18 protein-coding genes are annotated in these 17,062 nt (G+C 31.6%); 9 read left to right on the forward strand and 9 right to left on the reverse strand.

The window, feature by feature from the left end; genetic code table 11:
* Positions 1-27 precede the first annotated feature (27 nt).
* The 5 genes from Q4517_RS00730 to Q4517_RS00750 all read left to right on the forward strand — a co-directional run bounded on the left by Q4517_RS00730 (position 28) and on the right by Q4517_RS00750 (position 4,378).
* The gene (locus tag Q4517_RS00730) at positions 28-480 is read left to right on the forward strand and encodes a hypothetical protein (protein ID WP_303505105.1); all 453 of its coding nucleotides are present in this window, start codon (positions 28-30) and stop codon (positions 478-480) included.
* Between the two features lie 100 nt (positions 481-580).
* Positions 581-1,066, forward strand: a complete 486-nt coding sequence (gene rplU, locus Q4517_RS00735) for a 50S ribosomal protein L21 (protein WP_115899714.1) — start codon at positions 581-583, stop codon at positions 1,064-1,066.
* 22 nt (positions 1,067-1,088) lie between these two features.
* Entirely contained in the window at positions 1,089-1,349 is a 261-nt protein-coding gene (rpmA, locus tag Q4517_RS00740; protein ID WP_115899715.1) for a 50S ribosomal protein L27, read from the forward strand.
* 368 nt (positions 1,350-1,717) lie between these two features.
* Entirely contained in the window at positions 1,718-2,455 is a 738-nt protein-coding gene (locus Q4517_RS00745; protein WP_303505111.1) for a LytTR family DNA-binding domain-containing protein, read from the forward strand.
* Complete coding sequence (locus Q4517_RS00750) at positions 2,456-4,378, forward strand: tetratricopeptide repeat protein (protein ID WP_303505113.1); 1,923 nt, start codon at positions 2,456-2,458, stop codon at positions 4,376-4,378.
* Here Q4517_RS00750 and dinB read toward each other — a convergent pair.
* The 5 genes from dinB to Q4517_RS00775 all read right to left on the reverse strand — a co-directional run bounded on the left by dinB (position 4,375) and on the right by Q4517_RS00775 (position 8,481).
* Positions 4,375-5,457, reverse strand: coding sequence for a DNA polymerase IV (gene dinB, locus Q4517_RS00755; protein WP_303505114.1), 1,083 nt, complete (start codon positions 5,455-5,457; stop codon positions 4,375-4,377). The two genes, Q4517_RS00750 and dinB, sit on opposite strands and share 4 nt — an antisense overlap.
* Before the next feature lie 9 nt (positions 5,458-5,466).
* Entirely contained in the window at positions 5,467-5,865 is a 399-nt protein-coding gene (locus tag Q4517_RS00760) for an ACT domain-containing protein (protein ID WP_303505116.1), read from the reverse strand.
* Positions 5,866-5,972: 107 nt separating this feature from the next.
* Entirely contained in the window at positions 5,973-6,203 is a 231-nt protein-coding gene (locus Q4517_RS00765) for a ferredoxin (protein ID WP_303505118.1), read from the reverse strand.
* Positions 6,203-7,450 (reverse strand): peptidase U32 family protein, encoded by a 1,248-nt coding sequence (locus Q4517_RS00770; protein WP_303505121.1) that lies wholly within the window; start codon positions 7,448-7,450, stop codon positions 6,203-6,205. Before Q4517_RS00770 ends, Q4517_RS00765 begins: the two co-directional genes overlap by 1 nt.
* Positions 7,450-8,481: a rhodanese-related sulfurtransferase gene (locus tag Q4517_RS00775; RefSeq protein ID WP_303505123.1), complete on the reverse strand. Its 1,032-nt coding sequence runs from the start codon at positions 8,479-8,481 to the stop codon at positions 7,450-7,452. Before Q4517_RS00775 ends, Q4517_RS00770 begins: the two co-directional genes overlap by 1 nt.
* A 223-nt stretch (positions 8,482-8,704) precedes the next feature.
* Here Q4517_RS00775 and Q4517_RS00780 point away from each other — a divergent pair, with 223 nt between their 5' ends.
* On the forward strand, positions 8,705-9,712 hold the full coding sequence (locus Q4517_RS00780; RefSeq protein WP_303505125.1) for an aspartate-semialdehyde dehydrogenase: 1,008 nt from the start codon (positions 8,705-8,707) through the stop codon (positions 9,710-9,712).
* A gap of 64 nt (positions 9,713-9,776) precedes the next feature.
* On the forward strand, positions 9,777-10,430 hold the full coding sequence (locus Q4517_RS00785) for an HD domain-containing protein (protein WP_303505127.1): 654 nt from the start codon (positions 9,777-9,779) through the stop codon (positions 10,428-10,430).
* A 198-nt stretch (positions 10,431-10,628) separates the two neighbouring features.
* On the opposite strand, the gene Q4517_RS00790 is transcribed toward Q4517_RS00785, so the two are convergent.
* Genes Q4517_RS00790 through Q4517_RS00805 form a run of 4 tightly spaced genes read right to left on the reverse strand, consistent with a single transcriptional unit; the run spans position 10,629 to position 14,506 of the window.
* On the reverse strand, positions 10,629-11,411 hold the full coding sequence (locus tag Q4517_RS00790) for an enoyl-CoA hydratase/isomerase family protein (protein ID WP_303505129.1): 783 nt from the start codon (positions 11,409-11,411) through the stop codon (positions 10,629-10,631).
* 7 nt (positions 11,412-11,418) lie between these two features.
* Positions 11,419-12,831 (reverse strand): PAS domain-containing sensor histidine kinase, encoded by a 1,413-nt coding sequence (locus tag Q4517_RS00795; RefSeq protein ID WP_303505131.1) that lies wholly within the window; start codon positions 12,829-12,831, stop codon positions 11,419-11,421.
* 50 nt (positions 12,832-12,881) lie between these two features.
* Positions 12,882-13,352 (reverse strand): hypothetical protein, encoded by a 471-nt coding sequence (locus tag Q4517_RS00800; RefSeq protein WP_303505133.1) that lies wholly within the window; start codon positions 13,350-13,352, stop codon positions 12,882-12,884.
* A 2-nt stretch (positions 13,353-13,354) separates the two neighbouring features.
* Positions 13,355-14,506 carry a DNA polymerase III subunit delta' gene (locus Q4517_RS00805; protein ID WP_303505135.1) on the reverse strand — a complete coding sequence of 384 codons (1,152 nt, stop codon included), beginning with the start codon at positions 14,504-14,506 and terminating at the stop codon, positions 13,355-13,357.
* A 115-nt stretch (positions 14,507-14,621) separates the two neighbouring features.
* On the opposite strand from Q4517_RS00805, the gene Q4517_RS00810 reads away from it, so the two are divergent.
* Both Q4517_RS00810 and feoB read left to right on the forward strand, forming a co-directional pair.
* Positions 14,622-14,852 (forward strand): FeoA family protein, encoded by a 231-nt coding sequence (locus tag Q4517_RS00810; RefSeq protein WP_303505137.1) that lies wholly within the window; start codon positions 14,622-14,624, stop codon positions 14,850-14,852.
* A 3-nt stretch (positions 14,853-14,855) separates the two neighbouring features.
* The gene (feoB, locus tag Q4517_RS00815; protein WP_303505139.1) at positions 14,856-16,961 is read left to right on the forward strand and encodes a ferrous iron transport protein B; all 2,106 of its coding nucleotides are present in this window, start codon (positions 14,856-14,858) and stop codon (positions 16,959-16,961) included.
* Positions 16,962-17,062: the final 101 nt, after the last annotated feature.

Below are 17,062 nucleotides of genomic sequence, written 5' to 3' on the forward strand. Positions count from 1 at the left end.
TATGAAGATAAAAAAATACTTTTTTTGATGCTTTTTAGTTGCTTAACATTAACTATTGTTAGCTGTGAGAGTGATGACATTGAACAAATAAAAAGTTCTTATATAGATGGAGGTATAGGGACTTCTACTATTACTGGAGCTGTTAATTTTAATATTCCGCAGAATCACTATACAGGTCATGTTCGTATAATAATACATGGTCCTATCGGTGATCAAGAAAGAACTGTAAGTGGTAAAGGGAATCGACAAGTTTCTTTTTCTAATGTACAAAGTGGTGTATATGATTATACTTTTGAATATTATTATGTGGATAACAACTATGATTATGCTGGAGGAGAATATGATTTTTCTACAAAGAACTGGTCAAACTACTATAACGAAACAAGTTATATCCCCAGCTTACATAAAGGATCGTCAATAAGTGAAGTATTGGAGATTAAAAGCGGAATGACCTTAGTTTTTGATTTTCAATTGAATTAAGTCAGAAATACATTTTAATGTGTTTAAAAAATATGTATATTTGCACCCGCATTTTTATTAAGAAAGTGTGAATTTGAAGTATAAACGCAAAACAAATAGTATGTACGCAATCGTAGAGATAGCAGGGCAGCAATTTAAAGTAGCAAAAGACCAAAAAGTATACGTACACCGTTTACAAGAGGCTGAAGGATCAAAAGTAACTTTTGATAATGTAATGCTTATTGAAGATAAAGGAAACGTTACTATTGGCGCCCCAGCTATAGAAGGTGCAGGAGTAACTGCAAAAATTTTAGGTCACTTAAAAGGTGATAAAGTAATCGTTTTCAAGAAGAAAAGAAGAAAAGGTTACAAAAAGAAAAATGGACACAGACAGTATTTAACTGAAATCCAAATCGAAGGAATTTCTGCGTCAGGAGTAAAAAAAGCAGCCGCTAAAAAAGAAGCTCCTAAAGCTGAAACAAAAGAAGAATCGAAGGATTTAAGTTCAATGACTGTAGCAGAATTAAAGGCTTTAGCTAAAGAGCAAGGTATTACAGGATATACTTCTTTAAAGAAAGCAGAATTAATTGAAGCATTAAGTAAATAATTAACTTTAAAAACTTACAAAGATGGCTCATAAAAAAGGTGTCGGTAGTTCGAAGAACGGTCGTGAATCAGAATCGAAACGATTAGGAGTAAAAATTTTTGGAGGACAAGCCGCAATAGCAGGTAACATTATTGTTCGTCAAAGAGGAACTCAACACAATCCAGGTGAAAATGTTTACATGGGTAAAGATCATACTTTACATGCTAAAGTTGATGGTGTTGTTAAATTCCAAAAGAAAAGAGATGATAAATCATACGTTTCTGTAACTCCATTCGAGGCTTAAGAAACTAACTGATTAGAATAAGATAAAAGCTCAACTAAAAATAGTTGAGCTTTTTTGTGTACATAAACTTGAACATTAAAATTTATATAAAAAAAAACACCACTTTAAAGTGGTGTTTCTTAACTTAATATCATTATTGATTAATCCCCCAATTTATCAATATGATTCCCCTTGTGTATTACACTACAAATATCAGAGGAAAAAATATTTTTTATAGTAATGGATGTATAAATGGTTTGTTTTTTTGTGTAAATGGTAAAAAGATTATAGTTATCATACAGTTTTAGCCTATTTCTTTGCTAAAACCGTATTGGTTATATTTTATTTTTAAAATATTATCTGTTACATTTGGTATAAATGTACATAAAATGTTAAGAGCAGTTATAGTTGATGACGAACCAAAAGCAATACAAGGACTTTCTTGGGAGTTATCAACCTTTGAAAATGATATAGAAGTTATAGAAACATTTACAATAGCAGAAAAAGCAATTAAATTTATAAATGAGAATAGTATTGATTGCCTTTTTTTAGATATTGAAATGCCTACGATGGATGGTTTTCAATTATTAGAAAAATTAGAGAATAAAGACTTTGCCATAATTATTACAACTGCATATAATGAGTATGCAATTAAGGCATTGAAGAACCAAGCAATTGATTATCTTCTTAAACCGATAGATTCTGATGACCTAGAGGAAACAATAGGAAGAGTTAAGCAGCATTATAAGAAGAATAACAATACTGAAAAGGTTGAAAAAATATTATCAAGCTTTAACAGGAAGTTTAATAGAAGAAAGATAACTATTAATACAGATGGAAAACTAGTTTTTTTATCTCAAGATGAAATCTTATTTGTAGAGTCAGACGGTAATTATTCAACAATATATACCACAGGATCTAATAAAAAAATAGTAGTAACTAAAAAACTAAAAGAAATCAATTTACTACTTCCTGAAGACCATTTTTTTAGAATACATAACTCATATATAATCAACTTAAATAAAATAAAAGAATTTTTAAAATCAGATGGTTATGTTGTGCTAGAAAATAATCATAAAATTCCTGTTTCTAGACAAAGAAAGTCAGATTTCTTAGAAAAACTTTAAATGAAACAATTAATAACAATCGCTTTTTTATTTTTCACAGTGTTTTCTTGTTTTTCACAAGAAGAAAAGAGACGTATAGATAGTTTAATACAGCTAGTAATAGAAAAAAAAATAGATGATTATTATGACTTGTATCGTTTTTTTAAAGAAGAACTATTTAAGAAAGAAGATATAGGTTTTCTTTTAAAAGAAAGTGAACGAAGAGAATATAGGTTAGGAGAAGTATATGCTTATAACTTACTTGGATGGCATTACAGAAATAACTCATTTTTTGATAGCTCAATAGAGAATCATTTGAAAGCACTGAAATTATCAAGAGAGATAGGAGATGTTAATGCAGAGATAGTTACGCTAAATCAAATAGGGGTAGTATATAGGAGACAAGACAAGATTAGAAGTGCTTTGAATTATCACCAAATGGCACTTGAGTTAGCTGATAAAATTGAACTTCCAGATGTTGATACCAAAATAAGTATAAGTATATCAAATAATAGTATTGGTAACATCTATTTAGCTCTTAAACAATATCAATTAGCGTTAGAAAAGTTTAAAAAAGCAATCTTAATTCAAGAGAAAACTGACGATAAAAGAGGATTGGCAATCAATCATCAAAACATGGGGTTGGCTTTTCAAAACTTAGGAGATATTGATGCAGCATTAGAGCACTACAATAAATCTTTACAATATAATATTGAAAATAATTCAAGTATAGGAAAGGTCATTTGCCATAATAGCATCAGCAATGTTTTATTGTTGCAAGGAAAGTATGAAGAAGCTTATAAGTATATAAGCGAAGTCGTGTCTCTTTCAGAAAAAACAGGTAACCAATATTATACCTCAGATGTATATATTACTTTAGGTAATGTACAGTTAAAGTTGGATAGCCTGGATAAAGCAAAAATATATTTAGAAAAAGGTTTAGCAGTTGCTAATAAGCATAAAATTCCATCAGGAGTTAACCAGTCCAAATTATACTTATCTGAGTTATATGAGAAAAAAAAGAATTATGAAAAAGCATATGGTTTTTACAAGAAGGCTATTGAAGGAGAACGTAAAACATTTAATGACAAAAACATACTATACGTAAACAACCTTATTAATAAGTATGATAATGAGGTTAGTAGAAATAAAATAAAAAACTTAGCAAAAGAGAATGAAATTGCAACATTAAAACTATTACGAAATAGAAATGTTTTAATTATAGCATTGGTTTCTATAGCCTTTTTAGGAGTATTGCTGTATTCGATGTATAGACAACGCTTGTTAAACAACGATAAAAAAATATTGATGTTAGAGCAGGAAGCTTTGAGAATTCAAATGAATCCGCATTTTGTGTTTAATGCATTAAATTCTATTAAACTATATGTTATAAATAATGAACAAAAAAATGCGGTATACTACTTAAATAAATTCTCAAAACTAATTAGAAGTATTTTAGAGTCTTCATCTGTAAAAGAAGTAACGTTGAGTGAGGAGCTAAAAACTATGAATTTATATATGAGTATCGAAAATATTCGATTATCTAATGAAGTTAATTATGTTGAAAAAGTAGATTCGAATGTAAACATAGAAAGAATAAAAGTTCCACCATTAATATTACAGCCTTTTTTAGAAAATTCTATTTGGCATGGACTTTCGTGTAAGAAAGGAGAAAAAGAAGTTTCGTTATCGGTTACAAAAATATCAGACGAATTTATACAAATTGATATTGTAGATAATGGAATTGGTAGGGATGAGGCTATGAAAATTAGAAAAAACAAATCGTTAAATCGCAGATCGATAGGTATAGATTTAACCAAAGAACGATTACGAAACTTTGCCAACGAGTATGCTAATAATTATTCATTAATCTATACGGATATAATTGATGAGAAAGGAAACCCGAAAGGAACCAAAGTATCGTTAAAAATACCGATACTTTAAAAATCAAACCGTAATTGTACCCAAACAGGTTTTTTTTTCTCAGTATTTAAATTACTAAAAGAAATACCTAACAATCGAACTGAATTATTAAGTGTGTCTTGATACAGTAGCTCTTTTACAATAGGATAGAATTCTTTTTTTAACTGTAGGTAATGGTCGGTAGTCTTGCTGCGAGTTTGTTGTGTAAAATCGCTGTATTTGATTTTTAAGGTTACTGTTTTTCCTTTAGTATTCGATTTTTTCATGCGACGCTCTAACTCATCAGCAATTTTATCAAGTCGCTCTAACATGAAAACCTCTGAAGATAGATTTTCTCTAAAAGTAGTTTCGGCAGCAATTGATTTTCGAATACGGTTAGGTTTTACTACTGAATTATGAATACCTCGAACAATATGGTAATAATGCATCCCAGACTTTCCAAATAATTTAGAAAGTTCTTCCTGTGATTTTTGTTTTAAATCTAAACCTGTAAAGATGCCTAAGTTATGCATTTTAGCAGCAGTTACCTTACCTACACCATAAAATTTATTTACAGGAAGCTGTTCTAGAAACTCAAGAACCTCTTCAGGATTAATGGTTTTTTGTCCATTGGGTTTATTAATGTCGGAAGCAACTTTTGCAATAAATTTATTAATAGATATACCTGCGGATGCTCGCAATTCTAATTTGTCCCAAATACGTTGACGAATTTCTTGAGCAATCATGCTAGCCGACGGATTTCCTTTTTTGTTCTCAGTAACATCTAAATAAGCCTCATCCAATGATAAAGGTTCCACCAAATCGGTATAATCGTAAAAAATCTTTCTAATTTTAGATGAAATTTCTTTGTAACGATCAAATCTTGGAGGGACGAATATAATATGCGGACATTTTTGCTTTGCCAAAACACCACTCATGGCAGAACGCACCCCAAATTTTCGAGCTTCGTAACTGGCAGCAGAAACTACACCTCGTATCTCTCTACCACCAACAGCAACTGGTTTTCCTCGCAATTCAGGATTATCTAATTGCTCAACAGATGCATAAAAAGCATCCATATCTACATGAATAATTTTACGAAAAGGAGGCTGTAATTCCATCAATACAATCTAAATAGATTTAGATAGGTTTGTTAAAACATTTATAGTTTTTGTTTCATCTTTCTTGTCAACAAAAATATGATCATGATAAAAACCTGCAACAACATTACAGCTAATATCATGTTTAGCAAGTTCAGAAGAAAAAGCAGCTGTTAAACCAACTGCATCTAAAGCAGAGTGAATTTTTAAGGTAATCCAAGACGCTATAAAACTGTAAGCCAATTCTAAATTATCTGCAACCTTCTTTTCAAGAATTAAAGTGATTCCTTCTGCTTCTTTGAACTGACCAACTATATCTTCTTTATTAATGTTGTGTATATCTTTTACCGTAGTAAAAACATACTCTCCTTTATTTACAAAAGGCTTCATTTCTCTGATAAGTACGGATAAATTTTTTTCTCCAGTCATGGTGCTTATTTTAGATAAAAATACATTTTTTTAAACTAATAAAAGCCCTCATAAGAGAGCTTTCATTAGTTTTGATTTTTTCTAACAGGAAGTAGTTTTTGTTAAAATTACACTTGTTTTACTTCAATAATTTTAACAGGACACGCCTTTTTTGCTTCATAAGAAGCTTCAAAAATACTATCATCGTGTGATTTTATGGTAAAGAAACCTTTCTTTTCTGTAGAATGTAATAAAACAGATTTTCCATCCTTTTTCGACATTTGAAATTGTGCTGGAGCTAACTCCACGCAATAATTACAACCAACACATTTGTTTCTTTGTAGCGTAATTACGACCATTAGTTTTTAGCAAATTCGGTTTTTACAATTTTGTATAATTTATCTGATGGACGAATCCTGAAATCTAGTTTCATAGTAACTTCATCACCTTTAGTAGCAGTTTGTGCTTCTTTGTTATTTACAAACATGCTTTTTAATTCCGTTTCTTGAGCACCTGTTGTTGGTCCTGTAATTAAAATAGTATCACCAATTGCTAAATCGTAGGCTTCAATTTTAAACTCTCCAACTTCTGCTTTCGGAAAATAGTGGATTCCTTTTCCTAAGTATACTTTCTTTTGAGTAGCATGCGAACCAGGTTCTTTGCTCCACTCTCCTAATTTCTGACCTAAATAATATCCATTCCAAAAACCACGATTGTATACTTCTTCAAGTTCTTGCATCCAGCTAATTACTTTCTCTTTGTTGTAAGTTCCATTGTATAAACTGTCAATGGCATCACGATAACATTTGATAACTTTAGCAACATATTCAGGAGCACGACCGCGTCCTTCAATCTTCAATACTTTAATTCCAGCATTCGCAACTTGATCTAAAAAATCGATGGTACATAAATCTTTAGGAGACATGATGTACTCATTGTCTAATTCCATTTCAAAACCAGATTCTTGATCAATGACCGTGTATTTTTTACGACAATTTTGTTTGCAAGCACCTCTATTTGCAGAAGAGTTATGCGAGTGTAAACTCATATAACATTTCCCAGAAACAGCCATACAAAGTGCTCCGTGACCAAAAATTTCAATTTCTAACAAACGACCAGAAGGGCCTTTGATTTCTTCTTTTTCAATCTGCTCAGTAATCTTTTTTACTTGACGTAAGCTTAATTCCCTACTCAATACCACAGTATCAGCAAACATGGCATAAAACTTAACCGTTTCTATATTGGTAATGTTAATTTGAGTAGAAATGTGAACCTCCATACCTTCAGCCCTAGCCATGGCAATTACAGCTTGATCCATTGCAATCACAGCAGTAATATTAGCTTCTTTAGCTCTTTTGATTAAGGTTTTTACAATCGATAAATCATGGTCGTATACAATAGTATTTAATGTTAGATACGTACGAACATTTTTCTCAGTACATCTACGAGAAATCTCTTCTAAATCATCTAAGGTAAAATTGATAGATGCTCGAGCACGCATATTTAATTGCTCTACACCAAAGTATATAGAATCACATCCGTTGTCTAAAGCTGCTTGTAATGATTCAAAATTACCAGCAGGAGCCATTAACTCAATCTTTTGCATTACTTTTTAAATTTTAAAGCTTCTGAACGTCCTTTTTTAAATATTTTATTGCTTGCGTGCTTTCCTTTACGCAATTCTTTTTGTTCTTCGAATGGTAAATGAATGATTTCTTGACATTCAGGAGAACAAGTGTTTTCCATCTTTTCAGCACAGTCATCACATTGAATGAATAATAAGTGACACCCTTCGTTAGCACAGTTGGTATGTGTGTCACAAGAGTTTCCGCATTGATGACAATTGGCAATTACATCATCAGATATTTTTTCAGCTCTTCGGTGATCAAACACGAAGTTCTTGCCTAAAAACTTGTTTTCTAAACCTTCTTCGTTTACCTGGCGTGTATATTCAATGATCCCTCCTTCTAACTGAAAAACATTTTTAAAACCTTTGTGTTTGTAGTAGGCAGAAGCTTTTTCACATCGAATCCCACCTGTACAATACATCAATAAGTTTTTATCTTCTTTATGGTTTTTTAAATCTTCTTCAATAATATCTAAAGAATCTCTAAACGTATCAACATCTGGAGTAACAGCTCCATCGAAATGACCTATTTCACTTTCATAGTGGTTTCGCATGTCTACACAAACCGTATCAGGATTGGCTAACATCTCATTAAACTCTTTAGCGTTTAAATGAACACCTTTATTAGTTACGTCAAAAGTATTGTCATTTAATCCGTCAGCAACAATTTTGTTACGAACTTTTACTTTTAGTTTTAAAAAAGATTTATTATCATGTTCAATAGCTACGTTTAAACGAATTCCATTTAAAAAAGAGATACTATCTAATTGATCTTTTAAGGCTAAAAAGTTTTCGGAAGGAACAGATATTTGAGCATTGATTCCTTCAGAAGAAACATAGGTTCTTCCTAAAACGTCTAGTTCATTCCACTCTAGGAATAATTTATTTCTAAATAAAGTTGGGTTTTCTATCTTATGATATTGATAGAATGAGATTGTAATGCGGTCTTTTCCCGCTTCATCTATTAATTTAGCGCGTTCTTCAGCGCTTAACTTGTTGTACAGTTGCATGCTATACTTTTTTAAGTTAAACAAATATGTTGTGATTTCAACAAAAAATCGATGCAAATGTACTGATTTTTTGAGTTTTACTGTTTAAAACAATACTTTTTAGTTGAAAACGATATATTTTAAACTTTAACGTATTTTTTCATAGAAAATAAATACAACTAATTCGTTTTTTTTAAACCTTTGTAACTCGTTAATAATAATTTTATACTCAAATAGTAAAAAGATGAGAGTAGCAGTAGTAGGCGCTACCGGTATGGTAGGTAATGTAATGTTACAAGTATTAGCAGAACGTAATTTTCCGATAACAGAATTAATTCCTGTTGCATCGGAACGTTCGGTAGGTAATCAAATTGAATTTCAAGGAACAAATTATACAGTAGTAGGTTTAGAAACTGCAGTAGCTATGCAACCAGATATTGCATTGTTTTCAGCTGGAGGAGATACTTCTTTAGAATGGGCTCCTAAGTTTGCAGCAGTTGGTACAACCGTAATAGATAACTCGTCAGCATGGAGAATGGATCCAACAAAAAAACTAGTGGTTCCAGAAATTAATGGAGATGTGTTAACTAGCGAAGATAAAATTATCGCAAACCCAAACTGCTCTACAATTCAATTAGTAATGGCTTTAGCGCCTTTACATAAGGAATATAAAATGAAACGAGTGGTAATTTCAACGTATCAGTCAGTTTCAGGAACAGGTGTAAAAGCAGTTCAACAATTAGATAATGAAGAAGCAGGAATTGGAGGAGAAATGGCGTACCCACATCCAATAGGAAGAAATGCATTACCTCATTGTGATGTGTTTTTAGAGAATGGATACACCAAAGAAGAAATGAAGTTAGTAAAAGAGCCTAAAAAGATTTTACGAGACGATTCTTTTTCAGTAACGGCTACGGCAGTTAGAATACCTACAGCTGGAGGGCATTCTGAAGCAGTTAATGTACAGTTTGAGAATGATTTTGAATTGGAAAAGGTTCGTGAACTGTTGGGTAAAACTGATGGAATTGTTGTACAAGACGATGTGCAAAATAATGTATACCCAATGCCAATTTTAGCAAATAATAAAGATGAGGTTTTTGTAGGTAGAATTAGAAGAGATGAATCTCAACCAAATACTTTAAATATGTGGATTGTTGCTGATAACTTACGTAAAGGAGCGGCGACAAACACTGTTCAAATAGCAGAATATTTAGTGGCTAACAATTTGGTTAAACCATCGGTTACTGCATAAAATAAATTATAATAATACTTTTAAAATCCTGTACTTATAAGTGCAGGATTTTTATTTTTGGATTATGAATAAAGAACAGATAATACAAAACACCATTGAGTTTGTAAAAGAAACCTTACAAGGAGCAGAAGGAGGGCATGATTTTTTTCATATTGAAAGAGTCTACAAAAATGCTTTACTCATAGCAAAAGATGAAAATGTTGATGAATTTGTGATTTCATTAGGTGCATTACTCCATGATATTGCAGATAGTAAATTTCACAACGGCGATGAAACCAAAGGGCCTCAAAAAGCTAGATTTTTTCTTGAAAATCAACAAGTTTCTGAAGAGGATATTATTCATATTGAAAATATCATTACTAATATTTCTTTCAAAGGAGGGAATTTTAAACAAAACTTTAAATCTCTTGAGCTAGACGTAATTCAAGACGCTGATCGTTTGGATGCTATTGGAGCCATCGGAATTGCTCGTTGCTTTAACTACGGAGGATTTAAAAATAGAGAATTATACAATCCAGAGGTTCCTCCAAATTTAAAGATGACCAAAGAGGAATATAAAAAGTCTACAGCGCCAACAATTAATCACTTTTACGAAAAACTACTGCTGTTAAAAGACAAAATGAATACTACAGCAGGAAAAGCAATAGCAAAGGAAAGACATACCTACATGGAAACGTTTTTAAATCAATTTTATAATGAATGGAATGGAATTATTTAGCTTTTATTGTGTTAATAATATAAATTTTGTATTGCTTTAATAAAAAGTTTACGTTAAAATTTGGATGTTATTGAATTTGGTATATATTTGTCTCAGTTAATAACCCCCAATTTATTAATGTAATCCCCTTATTGTAAAAATAGCATCTAAATAGAATTTTAGATGCTATTTTTTTTATACAGATTATTTTTGTGAAAATTACTTTCCTGGGAATTCAGGCTTGCGTTTTTCTAAAAAAGCAGTAGTTCCTTCTTTAAAATCTTCTGTTCCAAAACAATTTCCAAACTCTGTGATTTCGCTTTCAAAACCATTTATACCATCTTTAAAATTATCGTTTACAGATTTGATTGCAGCGCTAATAGCTATGGAAGAATTACGCATAATTTTTGAAGCTATCTTTTGAGCTAAAGGTAGTAGTTCTTCTTGTGAGGTAACATGGTTTACTAATCCAGCTTCTTTGGCTTCTTCAGCAGAAATCATACCCGCTGTCATAATTAACTCCATAGCTTTACCTTTGCCAACTAATTGAGGTAAACGTTGCGTACCGCCATATCCAGGAATGACTCCTAAAGAAACCTCAGGTAAGCCCATTTTAGCATTGTCTGAGGCTAATCTAAAGTGACAAGCCATCGCCAACTCTAATCCGCCACCTAAAGCAAAACCATTTACAGCAGCAATCACTGGAGTAGATAGGTTTTCAACGAAATCAAATAAGATTTCCTGTCCTTTTCTTGCTAACATTCCTCCTTCTTCAACAGAGAAATGTGCAAATTCAGAGATGTCTGCCCCAGCAACAAATGCTTTTTCTCCACTACCTGTTATGATAATTACTTTGACAGCAGTGTCTTTTTCTAAAATTTTAAAAGCATCGTGTAGCTCTTCGATAGTAGCTTTGTTTAAAGCGTTTAATTTTTTTGGTCGGTTAATTGTAATAGTTGCCAATGCGTTAGCTTGTTCAACTAAAATATTTTCAAAATTCATACTATGTTTATGTTTTAGGTAATATTACAGTAAAAACAGTTCCAACTCCTTTGGTTGAAGTAAAGGATATTGTACCATCATATGCTTCAATTATATTTTTTATAATGGATAAACCTAAGCCCATTCCACTTGTTTTAGTAGTAAACTTGGGTTCGAAAATTAACTCTTTATTTTCATCACTAATACCTTTTCCGTTGTCGGAAACTGTAATTTTAACGCTGTTCCCTTCTGAAGCTACTTTAACTTCTATTTTAGGGTTTTTATCGGTGTCTTTTATTGCTTGAATTGAGTTTTTAACTAAGTTGGTAACAATTCGTATCAATTGAGTTTTATCTAAACTAGCATATAATTTTTGTTCTTGAGGAAAGTAATGTATGTAGTCTTCAGTAAAAATATCTAAAGAGTGTTTAACTATATCAACAACATTCAGTTTTTCACGGCGTTGTGTTGGCATTTTAGCAAAATCAGAAAAAGCTGATGCAATAGAGCTCATTACATCAATTTGTTGAATAAGGGTTTCGCTGTATTCAGACATTTTTTCTTTGATGTTAGGGTCTTCTGGGTTGAATTTTCTATCAAAACTTTGTACGGATAAACGCATAGGTGTTAACGGATTTTTAATCTCGTGGGCTACTTGCTTAGCCATTTCTCTCCAGGCTTGCTCACGCTCACTTTGAGCTAATTTTACAGCACTTTCCTCTAGTTGATCAATCATATTGTTGTATGCAGCAACAAGAGAGTTGATTTCTGAACTTGCAGAGTTTAATATAATTTTTTCGTTACGCTTATTTAAACGGGTCTCGTTTATTTTTTGCGAGATAGTTTGAATGGATCTAGTAATATAAGTTGATAAAAAGTAAGCTAAAACAATGGCAATAATGAGCATTAGCAAATAAACTAATGATAGACGAGAAATGAACTCTCGTAGTTCATGTTTTTGCTCTTCATTATCTTGTGCAATTTGTAATTCTAAAATTCCAATCCTTTTAAAACGAGGGTCGTTTAAGTAAGTGTATGAAGATTGGTAAGTGATACCTTTTTCAGTTCTACTTTTTAAAATTTTATGATTTGAGTTGTTGGCTAAATCTTTAACAGTTTCATTAGGAAGATCTTGTCCTTCTTTTTTATCAAAATTATAAGGAATGGAAGATTTTAGCAACTTTCCATCCATATCATACATAGAAATTGTAAGTTTATGAACGTATGCTATATCGTAAATTCTATCTTGAAAAATTTTAGCTAAATTCTCAGTAGTTACTGGATATGTGGTTCTGCGTTTGAGTTCTATTTCAATGTCTTGTTTTGTAGAAAACTCTTTACGTTCAAAACGTGCAGTATTATAATCTTTTGTTTGCTCATCGTATTGGTATATGGTAACCATTACAATTAAAATTGATGCCAATAGCACTAAAAGTATCATTGACAAGAAGATTCTAATTCGAAGTGATATGTTATTGAAAATACGCAATTTTATAACTCAATTTTTTTAGTTTTCATAAGCAAAGTATCATCCGCCTCTCCATCATCATCCCAGTCGTAAGTAGAGGTAGCACTAAAGCCATTATTGGTTTGTGTAATTTTATGCCAAGCCTGTACTTGCTTCCCTAAATACTGATAATCAACAAACAAGCTATCTCCGCTAGTTTTCCACTTCCCGCCAGTTTCACCAATTTTTTTTCCATCAGCTTGCACAAACCATGCAGTGAAAGTACCATCATTTTTGTAGGTGGATTGAGCTTTTCCAGAACTAGGCTTGCTAAAATCATCCTCAAAAACAGATGTATTGTCGGTTTCGTTGGCAGTTAAATATTCAATTTTTAAATATGTTGTTTCCCAACTACCAACCAAATACTCTTGTAATAATGGTTCTTTTTTTTCTTGTTTACAAGCAACAAAAAGTATTCCGAAAATCAGTGCGGTAACTGTATGTTTTGTTTTCATAATTAGGATTGAATTTTTTCTTCTTTGGTGTGTAGAAGGCGTGTTAGTTTGATAGATAAATCTAACAAAATAATTTTAGCATTTCCATTTCTTTCAATATGATATTGCGCGTCATTTACTTCCTTTTCAATGATTAAGATGTTGGCGCTATGAATAAACGGAGCAAATTTAGCAAGGTCAAAGTTTGCAGATTGAGTTTCTAAAAACACCAAGTCTGGAGTTCCGTAGTTAAATAGTAAAGCTTGTCTAAAAAACTGTAAACAATATTGTAAAAACTGTTTTTGAGTTTCTCTACCAGATTTAGCAATCTCTTCTGACCAACCAATTAAATCTTGAATAATAGCAGCATTTCCTTTAGCTCTAAACGCAGCTCGAATCCATGTAATAAACCATTGTTCAAAAACTAAATCGTTAGAGTTGTTGTTTAAAACATGTAGTGCCTTGTTGTAGTTTCCTTCCGATTGATGGGCGATTTTTACTGCTTCATTTTCTGATACACCTTTTTGTTGAACTAGATTATTAGCTATGTCACTTTCGCTTAACGCAGGAAAATGTAATGCTTGACATCGAGATTTTATGGTGTTAATAATCTGTTCTTCATCTTCAGTAACAAGAATAAAAACAGTCTTACTTGGTGGTTCTTCAATTAGTTTTAATAATTTGTTGGAGGCAGCAATATTCATTTTTTCAGCCATCCAAATAATCATTACTTTAAAACCACCTTCGTACGATTTTAATTGTAGTTTTTTTACAATGTCTTCTGCCTCATCAACACCAATTTGACCTTGTTTGTTTTCAACACCAATATGTTGTAACCAATTAAACAAACTTCCATAAGGTTGTTCTTTAATAAAAGAGCGCCAATCCTCTAAGAATAAATTACTAACAGGGTGTTTTTTTACTGAATCATTCGTAGTTACTGGAAAAGCAAAATGTAAATCAGGATGTTGTAGTTTGCTACATTTAATGTTGCAGGCTTCTACATTATCGGAGAAGTTACATAATAAGAATTGAGCATAGGCTATTGCCATGGGTAAAGTTCCGCTTCCTTCTTTGCCAACAAATAGTTGTGCATGCGGAATTCTATTGTTTTCAGCTGATTGCTGTAAGTGTTTTTTTATGTGTTCTTGCCCAATAATATCGTCGAAAGTCATACCACAAATATAAGACATCAAACAAAGAGAACAACCTATTGTAAATAAATCATATATTGTGTTGATATACTGTTTAGAATGATTCTATTTTAGTATATTTGCAAGCTAAAAATATATGTTTTTGAGTACTATCGCATCGTTACATTTAGGGGAAAAAGGAATTATATCTGAGGAGTGCTTAGATAAAATTCCGTTAAAATTATTAGAAATGGGGTGTTTACCTGGAAGTGAAGTTGAATTACTTCAAATAGCTCCTTTAAAAGACCCGATGTATATATGTGTAAATGGAAGTCATTTAGCGATTCGAAAAGAAACGGCTTGTCAAATTTCAATCATTAAACTATAGCTGATGAGTAATCGTATTAATGTTGCGTTAATTGGAAATCCGAACACAGGGAAAACATCATTGTTTAATCAGTTAACAGGTTTAAATCAAAAAGTAGGAAATTATCCAGGAGTTACTGTTGATAAAAAGCAAGGTGTTTGCAAGTTGCCTAATGGTAAAAGTGCAACGATTACCGATTTACCGGGTACATACAGCATAAATCCAACTTCTTTAGATGAAAGTATTGTTTTAAAAGCATTAATGACAACTCATCAAGAGGAAAAGCCTGATGTTATTGTTGTAGTTGCGGATATTGAAAACTTAAAACGAAACTTATTACTGTTTTCACAAATTCAAGATTTAGAAGTTCCGACGATTTTAGCACTAAATATGGCGGATCAATTAAAGCGAAAAGGAATTTCTATTGATATTCCTGCCTTAGAGAGAGAGCTACACACCAAAGTAGTGTTAATGTCGGCAAGAACTAATGAAGGAGTTAATGACTTAAAAGAAGAAGTAGTTAATTATAAATCGTTAAAAGTACATTCAAACTTTAACGAGCTATCTAAAAAAATAGATGCCACTTATTTTGAAAAGTTAGCTACTATAAGTAAAGAATTTACTTCGTATGAGCTGTGGATGATGCTAACGAAAAACCATACTCCGTTACTTTCTTCCTTAGAAAAAGAAAGAATAAAAGAGTTTGAAGGAGAAATTACAAAGCAAAAAAAGTATCAACATAAAGAAACTATATATAGATACCAGCAAATAAATGCTATTTTAACTAAAACATATAAGGTAGATGCCTCTAAAGCAACTGATGTACGTAGTAAACTAGATAGAGTTTTTACCCATAAAATATTTGGATATGTTATTTTCTTTGGATTGTTATTGTTGATATTTCAGTCTATTTTCGATTGGGCATCTACTCCAATGGATCTTATTGATGGTTTATTTGCAAATATTGCAGAATTTACAAAAGCACAACTACCAGCAGGAATGTTTACCGATTTACTTACCGAAGGAATTATTCCTGGAGTAGGTGGAGTGGTAATTTTTATACCTCAAATAGCTATTTTATTTTTGTTTATATCCATTCTTGAAGAAACAGGTTATATGAGTAGAGTAGTATTTTTAATGGATAAAATTATGCGTCGCTTTGGAATGAGTGGTAAAAGTGTAATTCCGTTAATTTCAGGTACAGCATGTGCTATTCCAGCAATTATGGCAACTAGAACTATTGCTAGTTGGAAAGAACGTTTAATTACTATTTTAGTAACACCTTTTACAACCTGTTCAGCACGATTACCTGTATATGCAATTTTAATAGCATTAATTATTCCTGATACTAAGCTGTTTGGTTTTTTAAGTTTACAAGGGTTTACTTTGTTAGCATTATACATTTTAGGTTTTGCAGCAGCAATTATCGCAGCATATATTTTGCATAAAACATTGAAAATTAAAAACAATTCACTTTTTGTAGTTGAAATGCCTAATTATAAAATACCATCAGTAAAGAATGTGTTTTTTGATGTCTTAGATAAAACAAAAGCATTTGTTTTTGGAGCAGGGAAAATCATTTTAGCAATTTCAATAGTACTGTGGTTTTTAGCATCTCATGGACCATCATCTTACGAAAATGCAGAAAAAAATGTAATAGAAAACATAGCGAATCAACAATTATCAGAAGAAGATTTGGCTAAAAAAGTAACTTCTGCTAAGCTAGCAAACTCATATATAGGTATCGCAGGAAAAACAATAGAACCAGTTGTTAAACCATTGGGTTATGACTGGAAAATAGGTATTGGGTTAATTAGTTCTTTTGCTGCAAGAGAGGTGTTTATTGGTACATTAGCAACTATTTACAGTGTTGAAGATGATGGAGAAGATACTACTACGATAAAACAAAAAATGGCATCGGAGGTGAATCTTGTTACAGGAGAGAAGAGATTCAATCTTGCTACAGGAATTTCTTTATTATTGTTTTATGCATTTGCAATGCAGTGTATGGCAACATTGGCAATTGTAAAAAGAGAAACAAGAAGTTGGAAGTGGCCAATAGTTCAACTAGTAAGTATGGGAGCTTTGGCGTATTTGTCAGCATTTATAGCCTATCAAATCTTAAGATAATGCAAGAAATTATAACATATACAGTTGTTTGTGGAGCTGTTATTTTTTTAGTGAAAAAATTCTTTTTCAAACCTAAAAAAAGTAGTGGTTGTGATACTAAC

It is taken from the genome of Tenacibaculum sp. 1_MG-2023, from assembly GCF_030547425.1.
Classification (GTDB): domain Bacteria; phylum Bacteroidota; class Bacteroidia; order Flavobacteriales; family Flavobacteriaceae; genus Polaribacter.